This window comes from Pseudoalteromonas sp. AOP7-A1-14 (genome assembly GCF_052376275.1).
Classification (GTDB): Bacteria; Pseudomonadota; Gammaproteobacteria; order Enterobacterales; family Alteromonadaceae; genus Pseudoalteromonas.
Map to the genome: position 1 here is coordinate 1 of NZ_JBQSVO010000001.1, position 16412 is coordinate 16412.

General features: G+C 39.8%; 14 protein-coding genes and 1 pseudogene. 2 read left to right on the top strand and 13 right to left on the bottom strand.

Going from position 1 to position 16412, the window contains the following annotated elements; genetic code table 11:
- The first annotated feature begins 893 nt into the window (after positions 1-893).
- Positions 894-1847 carry a ribosome biogenesis GTPase YlqF gene (ylqF, locus tag ACT3RM_RS00005; protein WP_441994502.1) on the top strand — a complete coding sequence of 318 codons (954 nt, stop codon included), beginning with the start codon at positions 894-896 and terminating at the stop codon, positions 1845-1847.
- A 1128-nt stretch (positions 1848-2975) separates the two neighbouring features.
- A complete protein-coding gene (fusA, locus tag ACT3RM_RS00010) occupies positions 2976-5063 on the top strand; it encodes an elongation factor G (RefSeq protein WP_441994501.1) in 2088 nt (695 codons plus the stop codon).
- 198 nt (positions 5064-5261) lie between these two features.
- On the opposite strand, the pseudogene ACT3RM_RS00015 reads toward fusA, so the two are convergent.
- The 13 genes and pseudogenes from ACT3RM_RS00015 to ACT3RM_RS00075 form a co-directional block, all read right to left on the bottom strand.
- Positions 5262-7994: pseudogene (locus ACT3RM_RS00015) on the bottom strand (ExeM/NucH family extracellular endonuclease).
- Positions 7995-8146: 152 nt separating this feature from the next.
- Complete coding sequence (hemB, locus tag ACT3RM_RS00020) at positions 8147-9154, bottom strand: porphobilinogen synthase (protein WP_441994500.1); 1008 nt, start codon at positions 9152-9154, stop codon at positions 8147-8149.
- Positions 9155-9164: 10 nt separating this feature from the next.
- Complete coding sequence (locus ACT3RM_RS00025; RefSeq protein ID WP_441994499.1) at positions 9165-9341, bottom strand: hypothetical protein; 177 nt, start codon at positions 9339-9341, stop codon at positions 9165-9167.
- 12 nt (positions 9342-9353) lie between these two features.
- Positions 9354-9554, bottom strand: coding sequence for a hypothetical protein (locus ACT3RM_RS00030; RefSeq protein WP_441993594.1), 201 nt, complete (start codon positions 9552-9554; stop codon positions 9354-9356).
- Positions 9555-10340, bottom strand: coding sequence for a TatD family hydrolase (locus ACT3RM_RS00035; RefSeq protein ID WP_441994517.1), 786 nt, complete (start codon positions 10338-10340; stop codon positions 9555-9557).
- The gene (locus ACT3RM_RS00040) at positions 10337-10852 is read right to left on the bottom strand and encodes a hypothetical protein (protein ID WP_441994498.1); all 516 of its coding nucleotides are present in this window, start codon (positions 10850-10852) and stop codon (positions 10337-10339) included. The genes ACT3RM_RS00035 and ACT3RM_RS00040 overlap by 4 nt, the downstream gene beginning before the upstream one ends.
- The gene (tatC, locus tag ACT3RM_RS00045; RefSeq protein WP_441835827.1) at positions 10853-11593 is read right to left on the bottom strand and encodes a twin-arginine translocase subunit TatC; all 741 of its coding nucleotides are present in this window, start codon (positions 11591-11593) and stop codon (positions 10853-10855) included.
- 50 nt (positions 11594-11643) lie between these two features.
- Entirely contained in the window at positions 11644-11976 is a 333-nt protein-coding gene (gene tatB, locus ACT3RM_RS00050; RefSeq protein WP_441835828.1) for a Sec-independent protein translocase protein TatB, read from the bottom strand.
- A 5-nt stretch (positions 11977-11981) separates the two neighbouring features.
- Positions 11982-12221, bottom strand: coding sequence for a twin-arginine translocase TatA/TatE family subunit (gene tatA, locus ACT3RM_RS00055; protein WP_441993600.1), 240 nt, complete (start codon positions 12219-12221; stop codon positions 11982-11984).
- 68 nt (positions 12222-12289) lie between these two features.
- A complete protein-coding gene (gene ubiB, locus ACT3RM_RS00060) occupies positions 12290-13900 on the bottom strand; it encodes a ubiquinone biosynthesis regulatory protein kinase UbiB (RefSeq protein ID WP_441994497.1) in 1611 nt (536 codons plus the stop codon).
- 18 nt (positions 13901-13918) lie between these two features.
- Positions 13919-14518: a ubiquinone biosynthesis accessory factor UbiJ gene (locus ACT3RM_RS00065; RefSeq protein ID WP_441994496.1), complete on the bottom strand. Its 600-nt coding sequence runs from the start codon at positions 14516-14518 to the stop codon at positions 13919-13921.
- A gap of 24 nt (positions 14519-14542) precedes the next feature.
- On the bottom strand, positions 14543-15298 hold the full coding sequence (gene ubiE, locus ACT3RM_RS00070) for a bifunctional demethylmenaquinone methyltransferase/2-methoxy-6-polyprenyl-1,4-benzoquinol methylase UbiE (protein WP_441994495.1): 756 nt from the start codon (positions 15296-15298) through the stop codon (positions 14543-14545).
- A 107-nt stretch (positions 15299-15405) separates the two neighbouring features.
- Positions 15406-16392 (bottom strand): GGDEF domain-containing protein, encoded by a 987-nt coding sequence (locus tag ACT3RM_RS00075; RefSeq protein ID WP_441836625.1) that lies wholly within the window; start codon positions 16390-16392, stop codon positions 15406-15408.
- Between the last annotated feature and the right edge of the window lie 20 nt (positions 16393-16412).

Consider the following 16412-nt stretch of genomic DNA (forward strand, 5'->3'; position numbering starts at 1 on the left):
TGGTGCATTAATTCGTGATCTTGGTGTCGTATTAAGTGAACTATACTGGTTAGATGATCTTGCTAAAGATAGTGCAAATGATGGCCAGTATTCCTTTATGTTTACAGCTGCTCCTTTGAAAATGAAAAAAGGGTCAGGCTCTCCAATTAACCCAATAGTAATTAAATAATAAAGCGCTAAGAAGCTACTGTAATAACTTTGCTAGGTTATTACAGTAGTATAGTCCCGTCTGGGGATCACCATCTGGGCTAGTGTCATAGTAATAGACTGCTGATATTGGGCGCTGGTTGGCACAACTCATTTCAGCACGCCGTTATATAAATACTACGCCACGGCTCCAGTCTACGTGTTTTTCTCATGGTTAGCGTCGCTATAGCGGATAAATGGATAATCATTTCTGCCATTTTTGATTTAATTAGATATGCTTGGAATTCATTTTTTGTTTTATTGTGAGATGATAAGACGGATTTTTTAAGGGGGGTATTTATCTGATCTCCCTTCAGTTACATATTCTATTAAGTCTAGCGCGGTTAATTGCAGTATCTGAGGTGTCATCAAAGCTCACTACATACTTTTCCAGACGCTCATAGGTTGGTTGTTATTGAAAAATCGGTTGAGCCTGCTTTGAGCTGTGACATTTTTAGCTCCCCATGCTATTTAACTCATTATTGTTATATATTATTAACTATGTTTACAGGTAAAACCTTTACCTGAGAATTATTAAGTCTAGTGATGACATGCCCATTACCGAATAATGTAAGCACCTGCAATAATTCTAAGTTATGTAGTAAACTACTCACTATTAGTTGAGGTGATAAATCGATATTATTCACCCAGTACCCCACACAGTCCCCCATGGTGTTATGGGTTGAAATAAAAGGTTTACATATCAAATGAGTAGAACAGGTATACAGTGGTTCCCTGGGCACATGAACAAAGCCCGTAACGAAATTAAAGAAATAATGCCGCAAATGGATGTGATCATCGAAGTGCTAGATGCGCGCATTCCTTACAGTAGTGAAAATCCGATGGTGGCGACTTTACGTGAAGGTAAGCCGGTTATCAAAATTTTAAATAAAGCTGATTTAGCCGATCCGAAAATGACGCAAACGTGGAAAGAGTATTTTGAGCAAGAAAATGCTGTTAAAGCTATTGCGTTTGGTAATGATAAGGCCGCTGAAGTTCACCGGATTAATGAGCTTTGTAAAAAATTAGTACCGCATAAAGTCGGCGCTGATAAGCAAATAAAAGCGATGATCATGGGGATTCCTAACGTTGGTAAATCTACGTTAATTAATGTATTGGCTGGACGCATTGTAGCAAAAACAGGCAACGAGCCTGCAGTCACTAAAGCGCAGCAACGTATTAAGCTTGAAGACGGAATTATGCTTTACGATACACCGGGTATGCTGTGGCCTAAAGTAGAAAACGAAAACTCGGGTTATCGTCTTGGTGCTACGGGGGCAATACGTGATACGGCGCTTGATTATGAAGAAGTGGCAAGCTACGCCGCTGAGTATTTGTTACAGGCGTACCCTGAGCTATTAAAAGCGCGTTATAAACTCGATGAACTGCCAGAAAGTGATTGGGAGTTTGTGGAAATGGCGGGTAAAAAACGCGGCTGTATTCGTAGTGGTAATCAAATTGATACGTATAAAATGTCAGAAATTCTTATCAATGAATTACGTGATGGTATTATTGGCCGCATCACGATGGAAACGCCTGCTATGCGTGAAGAAGAAGAAATAATGGTTGCAGGCCTTCGCGCTGCTGCTGAAGCTAAAAAAGCAGCTAAAGAAGAAGAGAAAAAACAACGCCGAGCGCGAGCGCGAAAAAACCGCCGCTAATTTTTAGTTAGGCTCAGGTTATTTAAAGTAATTGAGCTAGTTTAATTATAAGCATAAAAAAAGCCCGTAAGGGCTTTTTTAGTTTCATATCTACCGTCACCGATATGAGCAATGTAGCAAGTAAAATAGTAGGGCGGCTACCTGTTATCAACATCAAGGGGCGTTGTGGTTAATAACAGGTAACCATCGCTTTAACGTGGGCTACACGTTGTTTCAGGGTCGAGAAACAAATTCAGTTTATTCCATAACAAGCCGCTGTGCTTTACCGTCTTGTTGATATTGATTATCAGTTAGATTTAGTTTTGTGTCAACACTAAATGCAAATAATTCCTATTTATTTTTAGGCTGTTTATATAGATATATGAAAAACAACTGGTTAGCACTTAATTTTGGGCTTTAATTTTATTAAAATGCCTATGCTGAGGTTTAATAATAATTAAAAGGAAGCCGTTATATTTTTTATTTGGTTAATAAGCCTTTGGCAAGTGTGTATTTAAGCGTTTTATTTGCTATAGCAAGCTTGGCAGATAAGCGTAAATCATTACTTTTAAATACTTAATTTATGGTCTTTCGCTAGGTGTTTACTGTACTTTGTTGATTGCTAATAATGGTTGGTGGCTCGCATCTACTTAAATAGACACTGCTTTGTATTTGGCTGGCAAATTTACTGTCGTATCGCACATGTTTTTCGTTAGCACGATTTTAGTTACGCCGACAATGTCCGACAGGCGCTAACGAAGTAACTCAATCGATAGTCGATATTTTATTTGACCCAAACCCCAGTAAAAATTCACTGGAATGCTTATCAAAAGGGGGATGAGTTAACCTTAGAAAAATACTTGATGCTTTTAATGAATATCAAAAAAACCTTTTTTTACATAGGAAATGGGCTGCTTAGGGCCGTGAGTTGTTTTACAGCAATACATTCTAAGGTGAGTTAGCTGCTTTTCATTTCGTAATAATTATCTTATAAATAAAGCTTATACGCTTTAAAGCCATGCTTGGTAATAGCTATAACAAATATTTTATAGAATTGATTGCATTTTAAGCGACTTCTATGGTGATGTTCGTGGTAAGTGGTGTTATACTCCCGCCGAATAATTTTTCGACTTTATTAAGAGTAAAATAATGGCAGATTTATCGAAGTACAGAAACATTGGTATTTTCGCGCACGTTGATGCGGGTAAAACTACCACCACTGAGCGTATCCTAAAACTTACGGGTAAAATTCATAAAAGTGGTGAAACGCATGACGGCGAGTCAACGACTGACTTCATGGACCAAGAAGCTGAGCGCGGTATTACTATCCAATCAGCAGCTGTAACGTGTGAGTGGAAAGATCACCGCTTTAACGTTATCGATACTCCAGGACACGTTGACTTCACAGTTGAAGTATATCGTTCATTAAAAGTTCTTGACGGTGGTATCGGTGTATTCTGTGGTTCTGGTGGTGTTGAGCCACAATCAGAAACTAACTGGCGCTATGCGAATGAGTCAGGCGTTGCACGTGTTATTTTTGTAAATAAATTAGACCGTATGGGTGCTGACTTTTACCGTGTTGTTGACCAAGTAGAAAAAGTACTTGCAGCTAGCCCACTTGTAATGACGCTACCAATTGGTATCGAAGACGAGTTCGTAGGTGTAGTAGACGTATTAGAGAAAAAAGCATACGTTTGGGATGACACCGGTCTTCCTGAAAACTACGAAATTAAAGACGTTCCAGCTGACATGGTTGATAAAGTAGAAGAATACCATGAAATGCTAGTTGAAACTGCTGTAGAGCAAGACGACGACCTTATGGAAGCGTACATGGAAGGTGAAGAGCCTTCACTAGAAGATATCAAGCGTTGTATCCGTAAAGGTACTCGTGACCTTGCGTTCTTCCCTACTTACTGTGGTTCTGCGTTCAAGAACAAAGGTATGCAGTTAGTACTAGATGCGGTTGTTGATTATTTACCATCACCAACTGAGGTTGATCCACAGCCACTAACAGATAAAGAAACAGGCGAGCCAACTGGTGAAGTTGCAACTGTATCTGTTGATGAGCCACTTAAAGCGCTTGCGTTCAAAATCATGGACGACCGTTTCGGTGCCCTTACTTTCATCCGTATCTACTCAGGTCGTATGAAAAAAGGTGACACAGTGCTTAACGCTGCAACGGGTAAAACTGAGCGTATCGGCCGTATGGTTGAAATGCAAGCAGATGAGCGTAACGAACTTACCGAAGCGCAAGCGGGTGATATCATCGCTGTTGTTGGTATGAAGAATGTACAAACTGGTCACACACTTTGTGATCCTAAGAATGAATGTACACTTGAAGCGATGATCTTCCCTGAACCAGTAATCTCAATTGCTGTACAGCCTAAAGATAAAGGCGGTAATGAGAAAATGGGTGTTGCCATCGGTAAAATGGTTGCAGAAGATCCATCTTTCCAAGTTGAGACAGATGAAGATTCAGGCGAAACTATCCTTAAAGGGATGGGTGAACTTCACTTAGATATCAAAGTAGATATCCTTAAGCGTACTTACGGTGTAGACCTTATTGTTGGTCAACCACAGGTTGCTTACCGTGAAACTATCACTCGTGAAATCGAAGATAGCTACACGCATAAGAAGCAATCAGGTGGTTCTGGTCAGTTCGGTAAGATTGATTACCGCATCAAGCCAGGCGAAGTGGGTTCAGACTTCACGTTTAAATCATCAGTTGTTGGTGGTAACGTACCTAAAGAATTCTGGCCGGCAGTTGAGAAAGGCTTTAAGTCAATGATGGGCGAAGGTGTACTAGCTGGTTTCCCTGTACTTGACGTTGAAATTGAGCTTTTTGATGGTGCTTTCCACGCCGTGGATTCATCAGCAATTGCGTTCGAAATCGCAGCTAAAGGTGCTTTCCGTCAGTCTATCCCTAAAGCGGGCGCACAACTTCTTGAGCCAATCATGAAAGTTGACGTGTTCACTCCGGAAGATAACGTTGGTGATGTAATCGGTGACCTTAACCGTCGTCGTGGTATGATCAAAGACCAAGAAGCTGGCGCTACAGGCGTTCGCATCAAGGCTGACGTACCTCTTTCAGAAATGTTTGGTTACATTGGTCACTTACGTACGATTACATCTGGTCGTGGTCAGTTCTCTATGGAGTTCTCACACTACGCACCATGTCCACAAAACGTGGCAGAAACTGTAATCGCTGCAGAAAAAGAGAAAAAAGCAGCTAAGTAATTAGCTCTTTTACTCCGAAAAAAACCCGCACTAGTTGCGGGTTTTTTAATGTCTTTCATTTATATTTGTTTACTGTATTTAACCTAGCTATGTTTTCTTTAGATAAAGCTTACAGTTAATATTAAATAACTGCCTTTTCACTATTATGTGATAACTATAAATAAAAATTACTACAACATTCTAGTCAATATTTTTTTGTTATGCTTTTTTACGGCGTAACAGTGTTAACGGTAATGCTAATAAAGTTAACCAAAACAATGAGCCAGAATCTCCATTACTTGGTTCATCACTATGAATATTAATATAGATAAGTTGCGCGTTTGATAGGTTACCAGCACTGTCTTTAGCTTGTACCATTAATGTTATTTTCCTTTCAAGTTCAAAATCTAAATCGTCTGCAACGATTAATCGTCCTTGTTCATCAATAGTTATTGCATTGTGGCCAGATACTATAAAGCCCACAACAGGTGTGTACTGTGCATCAGCATCAGAAAATCTTAATTGGCCAATGACTGTACCTATTGGACTATTTTCGCTGATGTTAAAGTTCTGCTCAGGATCTAGCTCCGGAGCTTGTGGCTCAGGAATAGGTTCAGCAGCGGGTGTAGATTGAATATCAATAATTACGGGATCATGATCCGAAGCACGATATGCGTTATCTGCGTACAAGCTAGCAACTTGTGAATCAGATTGAAACTCCACATTGTAATCAAGACTAATAGGCTCGTCGGCATTGATATGCCAATATTTTGCGGCAACTACTTTAGCAAGTAAGCTCTCGCTTGCTACAGCATGATCAAGGCTACCAATACGTCCTGAGAAGCTATACGAGTATCCTTTAGTATCGCCATCTAGCTCAGCAACTACGTTTTTATAGCCTTTATCAGCAAATGTGCGAATTGGATCTTCCATAGCATAAGCATTCATATCACCGACTAAAATAATGTCATCATCTTCAATACCAGTAGGCTTGTTATCTAACCAGTCTGCGAATGCATTAGCTCCTACAACTCGAATTTCATTCCAACATGCTTGACCATCACCTAAATCAGCATTGTTACCGTCTGCGCTACCACAACTTCCTTTTGACTTTAGATGCGCTACAGCAACAGTAAATACTTCTTCAGAATCAATTGATTTGAAACTTTGTGCGATAGGAGCTCGATTACTATAGTCAAATGGGTATTGGGTTGTGATTGCAGCCGTGCCGTATTGCACTACTTTATTAGCACGGTAAATGAGTGCAGTTGTTATTTCATCAGTGCCAATTTTATCTACATTGAAATCAACAAATGCGTATTCATTATGACTATCTTCATTATTTAACGCATTAACTAGGCTCGCAATAGCGCTATTTGCACCAAAGCCATCATTTTCGATTTCCATTAAACCGATCACATCAGCGTCTATTGCTACAATAGCACTAACAATCTTGGCTTCTTGACGAATAAGCTCTGCTTCACTGCTTGCACCACGGCTGGTTGGAAATCCTGCACCTTGGCCATCGCCGTTAAAGTAGTTAAGTACATTAAAGCTTGCGATACGAAGGTCAGCATCAGTATGTAGCTCTGGAGCCTCGGTACGTGGGTTAGTGGCGACAAAGCTCGGTTGTAGTGTTGGGTGAATACGGTAGCGATCAAAGCTGTATCCCATAACACCCGTAATGGCATTTACTGTATCACCAAGGCGCAGAGTGTTATATGCATCTAAACCTGCGTTAGGGTATGAAACTGGATCAAGGTTTTGCTTTGTTGAGCCATCATCGAGTAAAATTTGCTTTTTGAGATTTTCGGCTTCAATAGTATTAGCTGCATCACCAGGCAGAGCAATTTGAGTACCTTGGTATAGGCGCTCAGTTGCAAGACCTACTTCCCCGTAACGGCCTAAACCATAGTTGTTCGTTACCATTAATGGTTGCTCTAGACTAACAAGCATGCCTTCATAGGCTTCTAAATCAGCTACATCTGTAACAGGTAATGCTATTTTAGTTGCTGTAGTTGTTAGGCTTGTAGCGCATACTTCCACTTGGCTAACATCACCAATTTGTGTGGCGTTAAAGTACTCAGCGACACTTCCTTTAACGCGTATGTGGTCACCAATATCGACAGCTGTATCAGCAAAGTAAACAAACACTCCTTCAGACGTTAAAGGGTTTGTATCTATGTCAGCATCTAGCGATGTAATAAAGAAACCACCTAATTGTTCAGTGCCTTGAAAATCAGCAGTTACAATGCCTTCAAGCTCAACTTCAGTATTTAATAATTCGCTATCACCACCTTCACCTTGAATTACATTGATCAGGGTTTTAGTTGTGCCACACTCTAGAGGTGCAACTGGCTCGGGTTCCGGTGTTGGTTCTGTTTCTTCATCATAAAGGCCAATATTTTAAAAGTCATCTTGATCAAATTGCTCCCATTCTTCACTTGGGTTGAAAGTATCTGTAGCAGTACTTCGTCCAGCTGTAATATCAGCTTTGCGACGTAGTGTTTTATTCACTGTTGATACGCCACCTTCAGACCATGATGAGCCAGGATCAAAGCCGAGCTGTCCAAAACTATCGACAATAATGCCATCCTTAGTAAGTACGAGTGCGTCGTTACCATTGAAGTAAGTTACAGTTGATTCAATACTCGCTTTCCCTTTGAGTTCGTCTCCAGAGCCTGCATTTACAATAACAAAAGTGCCATCAGCAGCTAAGCTACCTGTTAAATCAAGGGTATTATTTGGACTTGCTAGATCGGGATTTCCGTTTGAATAAAGAGACAGGTTATAACCATCAAGTGAAAGCTCGCCACTCGACGTATTGTAAAGTTCGATTGCTTTATTATTAGAACTACCTTCAATATACTCTGAAATAATGAGGTTAGCTGAGGCTGGTGTACTGAGACTTGCTAATACAAGTGCCAATGGCGTTATTTTTGTTTTCAACATTATTATTTTTTCCCGTGTTTTTTTGTTTCCCCAAATGGGATTATTAGTGTAGGGAAAAATGATTACAAATAGAATACAAAACATTAACAATGGTGAGGTTATAAATATAAAAAAGGGCTATATAGCCCTTTTTTATTTGCAAAATGCTTTTATCACTTACTTAAGTAGCGAGCAGCCTGCTTTGCAAAGTAAGTTAAAATACCGTCTGCACCTGCACGCTTAAATGCTAATAAAGATTCCATAATAGTCGCTTCCTCACTTAGCCAGCCGTTATCAATAGCGGCTTTATGCATCGCGTATTCGCCACTGACTTGGTAAGCAAAGGTTGGTACACCAAAGTCATCTTTAACGCGACGTACAATATCTAAATAAGGCATACCTGGCTTAACCATTACCATATCGGCGCCTTCTTGAAGATCGAGTGCGACTTCACGAATTGCTTCATCAGAGTTGGCAGGATCCATCTGGTAGGTCTTTTTATCGGCCCCTTTTAAGTTACCAGCAGAACCGATAGCGTCTCTGAATGGGCCATAATAGCTAGATGCATATTTAGCTGAATACGCCATAATGCGGGTATGAATAAAGCCGTCAGCTTCGAGAGCTTCGCGAATTGCGTAAATACGGCCATCCATCATATCTGATGGAGCAACAACATCTGCGCCAGCCTGGGCATGAGATAGTGCTTGTTTAACTAAGATTTCAGTGGTTACATCGTTTATAACATAGCCATTATCATCGATAATGCCGTCTTGGCCGTGTGTAGTAAATGGATCAAGAGCTCCATCAGTAATAACACCAAGTTCAGGAAACGCTTCTTTAAGTGCACGCACGGTACGTTGTACTAAACCATTATCATTGTAAGCTTCTTCAGCAAGTAATGACTTTTTGTCTGATGGTGTTACAGGGAAAAGTGCTACCGCAGGCACACCTAAATCTACTAGTTCTCTAGCTTCTTCAAGCAATAAATCAATAGATAAACGCTCAATGCCAGGCATTGAGTCGATAGTTTCTCGGCGGTTTTTACCTTCGAGTACAAATACCGGAAATATTAAGTCGTTCACAGTTAGCTGATTTTCTGCCATTAAGCGGCGCGAAAAGTTATCGCGGCGCATTCTGCGCATACGAGTATAAGGGAAAAGATCGAGACCTGATTGGGCCATTATTGTGCTCCTAGTCTAAAATTGGAAAATTAACTACGCGATTTTGGGCACTTTTCTTGGCTGGATAAAGCACTTTACCTGCATAATTAGTGAATAATTCTGGGTTATTAATATCGTTGGCAATGGCGCTATAACCCCCTGCACTTATTGTAAAACTTATACTGCTATTAGTAACGGTTATATTCATTTTGGTAACTGGTTAGCAAATAGCCTTGGCGATTTCTATCGCACTATCTAGCGCAGTGTTAGGAAGTAATGCCACAAGCCCTGGTTTTACGGTATCGTTGAATTTTAAATCCGTAGCATGGGCAAAGTGCTCATCTGCGGTAACGGTGTTGGCAACCCCCGAAAGAGACAAAGTCAGCAGTATTGTGGCAATAGCCTCCCAAAGCGCCTTCATTTAGTTAGTCTTATTAACAAATAACTGTTGAAAGTTAGCTGTAGTTTGTTTTGCAACGTCATCAAAGCTAAGTTTTTTGAGCGTAGCGATTGTGTCGCAAACATAGGCTAAATAACTGGGCTCGTTTCGACGTGATTTAGGCTTAGGCAAGATAGTACGAGGGATTAAAAAAGGCGCGTCTGTCTCAATTAATAATCGCTCAAGTGGAATGTCAGGGATAAGCTGTTGTAGCTCTTTTCCTCGGCGTTCATCACATACCCAGCCAGTAATACCAATATATAAACCTTGGTTTAAGTAGCTATCTAAAGCGCTTTTGTCACCTGTAAAACAGTGTAAAACTCCGTTAACAGAATGCTCTTTTAAAATAGCGAGCATATCTTTGCTTGCATCACGCTCATGTAAATAAACGGGCTTATTCAGTTTTTTAGCAAGATCAAGTTGCTTTGAAAAAACCTCACGTTGAATATTTCTAGGTGAAAAATCGCGATTATAATCAAGCCCACACTCACCAACAGCCACGACTTCTGGTTGTTGTAGCAAGCTGCTAAGCTTTTCAATAAAATGTTCGTCAGCCGATTTTGCGTCGTGGGGGTGTACGCCTGCCGTCGCGTAATATCGGTACTTCTTAGCGAGTGTTAAAACGTCTTGGCTGCTTTGTAAGTCGCAGCCAATTAACAGCATATTGGTTACATTGGCTGCGTTTGCGCGAACAATGATATTATCATACAGGCCATCAAATTGATGGTTAGTTAAGTTAACGCCCGCATCAATGAGTGGCTGCATTATTGGGTACGCTTAACACGAATAGAGCGGTTTTGTCCTTCTTTTTTTAGTAAGAATGAGTTGAACATACCACGGCTAATAATAACTTTGTCACTACTTGAAATACGGATGTTGTCAGACCCAATTTGACGCCATTGTTGGCCGTTCTCTAAGGTGATAATTAACTCGCCATAAGGTGCTTCATCGACACTTTTAACGATTACTTTGATCTCATCGTCATTATCTTTGGCCACTTCTTTGTGCTCTAAGCCAAAGTTTTTGTTCTTAGCTTCGGGGCTTGATGCTACCGCAGCATTTGCAGCTTCAGGCTTATTTGAAGAAGCGCTGACTGGCACCATAGTCGCATCTTTACGGCTCAAAGACTTGCCCGCCATAGTATTGTCGTAACAGAGTAGACGATTAGTGTCATTTTCAACAAATGCACAAGCGTGTAGTGCTTGTAAATTAACTTCCTCAGCGTGTGCCATTGTAGTCACACTTATTAATGTAAGTAGGGGTAATAGTTGTATTTTCATTTATTCCTCGGATTCCTGTTGTGGCTTTGCTGTATAAAAGGCAGCTAAAATTAAACCCAGTTCAAATAACAATAGCATAGGAAATGCTAATAAGGCTTGTGACAGCACATCAGGTGGGGTTAAAAACATTGCAATAACAAATACCCCAACCACAATATATGGTCGTTTTTCTTTTAAGCTTTGGGTTGTTGTGGCGCCACTCCAACATAGCAACATAATGGCTACGGGTATTTCAAACGCGACACCAAAAGCAAAAAACAGTTTTAATGCAAAGCTTAGATAGCTGCTTATATCTGGTGCTAATGTCATCATTTCAGGCCCCGTACTGGTAAAAAAGCCTAAAATAATTGGCAACACAATAAAATAGCAAAAAGCGATACCACCATAAAATAGCAAAACACTTGATGCTAAAATAGGCGTGAACATGCGCTTTTCATGTTGATATAAACCAGGGGCAATAAACCCCCAAACTTGATGCAATATCATCGGTATTGCTGCAAAAATAGCGACGAATAGAGTTAATTTAAACGGCGCGAAAAATGGCGCTGTAACATCGGTTGCTATCATGGTTGCCGTGCTTGGTAAATGTGCAACCAGTGGCGCGGCAACAAAACTATAAATATCATTAGCAAAATAAACTAATGATATAAAAATAATCAGTACTGTCAGTAATGCTTTCATTAACCGGTTACGCAACTCAATTAAATGGCTAATAAAACCTGACTTAGCTTGCTCCGTCATATTATTTAACTCATTACTTAATTAGTTGGCTACAAATAGCGGAAGTAATTTCATTTTTTTTCATTATCAATAGCTTTTTCTGGTTGTTCTGGAGGTGTTTTTTTATAGCTATGGGTAACCGAGTCAGCAGCATTTTTTAATTCATCGAATGAATCCTGTAAGGCTGGGCTAAGATCTTGCATATTTTTCTGCTCAGCTTTTTTGAGGTTTTGATGTAGCTCATGTACTCGAAGCTCTTCATTAACTTCAGCCTTAACAGAATTAGCCATTGATTTTATGTTTTTAATCCATTGGCTTACTGTGCGAACTGCAACAGGTAGCCGGTCAGGACCTAAAACAAGCAGGCCTACAATTAAAACGATGATTAACTCCCACATTCCCATTGCAGTTAGGCCTTATTATCTTCTTTCTTAGTTTCAGCTGACTCTTTTTCATGCACTGAGGTAGGTTCAACGTCGTCTAACTGTTCTGTTTTCTTGGATTCATCTTCTGAAACAGCTTTTTTAAAACCTTTAACAGCATTACCTAAGTCGCCACCGATGCCACGTAATTTTTTTGTGCCAAAAAGTAGTATGATGATTGCTAAAACAATTAATAATTGCCAAATACTGATACCGCTAAAACCCATTATGCTCTCCAATTGAATTAATATTGTTATAACTGATTATACTTACCAAGCATTAAATAGCACTTAGTTTATGATGCGTTTCGCCAAGCGATTATAAAACCTGTTAAGGATGCAACCCCTGCAATAAGAGCAGCAATCGTATCATGCTGTAAGTAGCATAGCCCTGAGACTATCATAGCAGCTGCAGAAAAAACGCCAATTAAAAGAGGTTTTTGTGATGTACTCACAATTGGTGCTGTAATAGGCGCTTTTTGTTGCTGCTTTAAATTATAGTAAATTAGATCCGGTAATTCAGGCATTTTTTCAGCCCAAAATGGTAAGTTTGCATAAACTTGTTTGAGCACTGACCAAGGACCCACTTGTTGTTTAACCCATTCTTCTAAAAAGGGTTTAGCTGTTTTCCATAGATCAAGTTGCGGGTAAAGTTGTCGTCCAAGCCCCTCTACATACAGCAACGTTTTTTGTAATAACACTAACTGAGGCTGAACCTGCATATTAAAACGACGAGCGGTATTAAATAGATTCACAAGTACGTGACCAAATGAAATTTCTGCCAATGGTTTATTAAAAATAGGTTCACACACGGTACGTATAGCAAACTCAAACTCTTCAATACTGGTGTCAGCGGGTACCCAGCCGGAGTCCACATGCAGCTGCGCTACTTGGCGATAATCTCGGTTAAAAAAGGCTATAAAGTTTTCGGCAAGGTAGCGCTTATCTTCTTTACTGAGTGTACCAACAATACCGCAGTCTATGCCTATAAACTTAGGGTTTTCTGGTGTTTCATACGAAACAAAAACGTTACCAGGGTGCATATCTGCATGAAAAAAACTATCACGAAACACCTGGGTGAAAAAAACCTCAACACCACGTTCAGCGAGTAGCTTCATATTAGTGTTTTGCGCAATCAGGGCGTCAGTGTCCGAAACTGGAATGCCATAAATTCGCTCCATTACCAGTATATTTACCCGACTATAGTCACTGTAAACATAGGGGATATAAAGTGAATCTGAGCCTTCAAAGTTACGCTTTAGCTGGATACCATTAGCGCCTTCGCGCATTAAGTCGAGTTCATCGAGCAACGTTTTTTTGTATTCTTTTACTACTTCAACAGGGCGTAAACGTTTGGCTTCGCTAAGTAGTTTAGCAATGATATGAGCAAACTTTTCCATTAACGCTAAATCGGCATCAATTTGGCTTTTGATATTAGGACGAATAACTTTAATGACGACATCTTGCGGCAGATTTTTTTCATCAATCAACGTAGCGGTATGCACTTGTGCTATAGATGCCGACGCTAAAGGCATTTGGTTAAAATTGCTAAAGTGTTCACTAATATCATGAATACCCAGGGCTTTTTCAATGATTTTTTGCGCCAGTTCACCCTCAAAGGGCTGTACTTGGTCTTGCAGTAAAGTAAGTTCAACTGCGATATCCTGAGGTAATAAGTCACGTCTCGTTGAGAGCATCTGGCCAAACTTTATCCACACCGGCCCAAGTTCTTGTAAGGCTAAACGTAATCGCAGGCCTGCTGGTTTATCAGGATGTTTATTACGAAACCAAAATAAACATTTTCGGCCTAACTTACCGTACCATGGAAACTTATGCTTTGGGATCAGCTCGTCTAAGCCGTAATTAAGCAAGGTTTTAGTTATGTTATAGAGCCTAGCTGTAGACACGAAAAATCCTTACTGATTTTATTTAAGTAACTGATTAATGCGCATTTCAAGTTGCGCAGTTCGGCTTTTTAATTGGCGGTTTTGCTGTTTTAATTGCTCAAGTTCAAGTGGGTGAATAGTTACGTTAAGCTCATCTTGGCAAAGGCTTGTAATCGTATTTGAAAGTTGTGCAAGGGACTTGGTATTTTGGTTTTTTAATTTTTGTATTATTAAGTGCAATTGCTGGGCACCTGCATCACCTAAGTACCTCGAGGCGTGTTCAGGCCAATCAATATCAATGTTGGCAAAAGCATTGCTGTAAGCTTGTGCTACATTAAGGTCGCCTTGTAAATCGAGTTTATCTTGGCGAATAAGCTGGGTTAAAACACTCGGATCTTTTAGGGCGATAAGAGTTTCTATATCTGCGCTGATCATGCAATCGCCGTGTTGATCATCACTTAAGTATAAATGCAAATGTTGAGCTGAAAATACAATCAATAAGTGTTGTTGCCAGTCACGTATTTCAACTAATAAGCGTTGATGTTCAACTTTTTTTAATTGCGTAAGAAGGTTTTTATCAAGTGCCAGAGTGGTGTTAATAATACGCTCAATTAGCGCGATAACTAGATTTGATAACATCACTCCTCCTATTAAAATTGACCGTTAGTATTTAAAACCACGATGTAGTGCGACAATACCGCCGGTTAGGTTTTGATAAGTGGTTTGTTCAAAGCCCGCATCATCCATCATCGCTTTTAGTGTGTCTTGATCGGGATGCATACGGATAGATTCAGCTAAATACTTATAAGACTCGCTGTCGTTGGCAACCAGTTTACCCATTGTTGGTAGTAAATTAAATGAGTAAAAATCATAGGCTTTACTTAGTGCTTCATGCTCTGGTTTTGAAAATTCTAGTACCAGTAAACGACCACCCGGTTTTAATATGCGGTACATTGAGCGTAGTGCTTTGTCTTTGTCGGTGACATTGCGAAGGCCAAAAGCAATGGTGATTAAATTAAAGCTATTATCAGGAAAAGGAAGCGCTTCAGCATTCATTTGTACGTAATCAATGTTACCGACAAGGCCCTGATTTTGTAGCTTTTCACGGCCGACTTTTAACATTGAAGAGTTAATATCGCCTAAAACAACTTGCCCCGTTTCACCGACTAACTGGCTAAATTTGGCGGTTAAATCACCGGTGCCGCCAGCTAAATCAAGAACATGATGCCCTTTACGAACGCCAGAGCTAGCAATAGTTTGACGCTTCCATAAACGATGAATACCAAACGACATTAAATCGTTCATTACATCATATTTTGCTGCAACCGAATGAAATACATCAGCAACCATTGACGCTTTGTCGTTTTCGGCAACTGTTTTGTAGCCAAAATGTGTGGTCTTTTCTTGATTTTCGTTCATGAATTTTCTCTATCGTGGCAATACAGCCTAGTGTACTTGATAGTGGTAGTGGGGTGCAATTTGATTATATAAAAAATGCTTTTGGAGCAAGCTTAATTTAGAGCAAGTCATTGGCCGGCAATAAAACTGCTTTGACCAAGTGATTTTGCTTTATGGGCTGCAAGAGAAGCTTTACGAGCTAGCTTATTAAAATCAACTTCATCATGATGCTTAGCGATACCTAAACTTATATCGATTGTAGGTAGTTTTGTCTCACTTTTAGAGCTAACAAAACGTAGCTTTTCTACACCGGTACGCACTTTCTCGGCAATAATATTCGCAGTTTCAGGATCAATATCAGCAAGTAACACAGTAAATTCGCCTTTACCTGTACGGCCAGGTAAGCCACTTTCAAAAACATACTTTTTAATTTGCTTAGCCACTTTACTTAAAATGGCTTCACCAATTACATCACCGTAATTATTAATAAAATGGTCAAGATTATCTATTTGAATGGCTATCACGCAAATTGACTTGTTTTGATTTAGCCAAAGCTGAGTCTGTTGGTTGAGGAAATGACGCTTATACAAACCTGTTTGTTGATCGGTTATATGTTGTTTGCGAAGCATTGTTAGTTGTTTTTGGGTTTTTCTGTGAAGCTGCTTAGCTTTTGTTAGCGTCAATTTAAATTGTTTATGTTGATTGAGTATATGTGCTGTTTTATTGCTAAATGTGTTTAATGCTTGGCGGCTTTTTGCGACATTATTTTCATCAAGCGAATGAACACAGTCATTTACTTGATCGGCAAACTGTATCACTTCTTGCTCTGTAATTTTGGCGTTACGAGAAAGTGAACCGAGCAAGTTATCAACATTATTGACTATGGCCGTTTCTGCTTGGTGTGCAGTGTTCATAAACTCAAAATACAACTGCTCGATATATAGGCAGTCAATTGTTTGCCTCTGTTTAAGCGCACGGTCAATTTCGGTATTTAAATTTGGGTTTTTTTTACTAATGTATTGATAGATTACGCTATAGTTTAATGGCGACGGAGGGAGTACGTGCAGCTCTAAAAACTGACATACTCGAGTCATTTTTTCTTGTGCAATAGCCATGGAGTCATGGAACATCATTT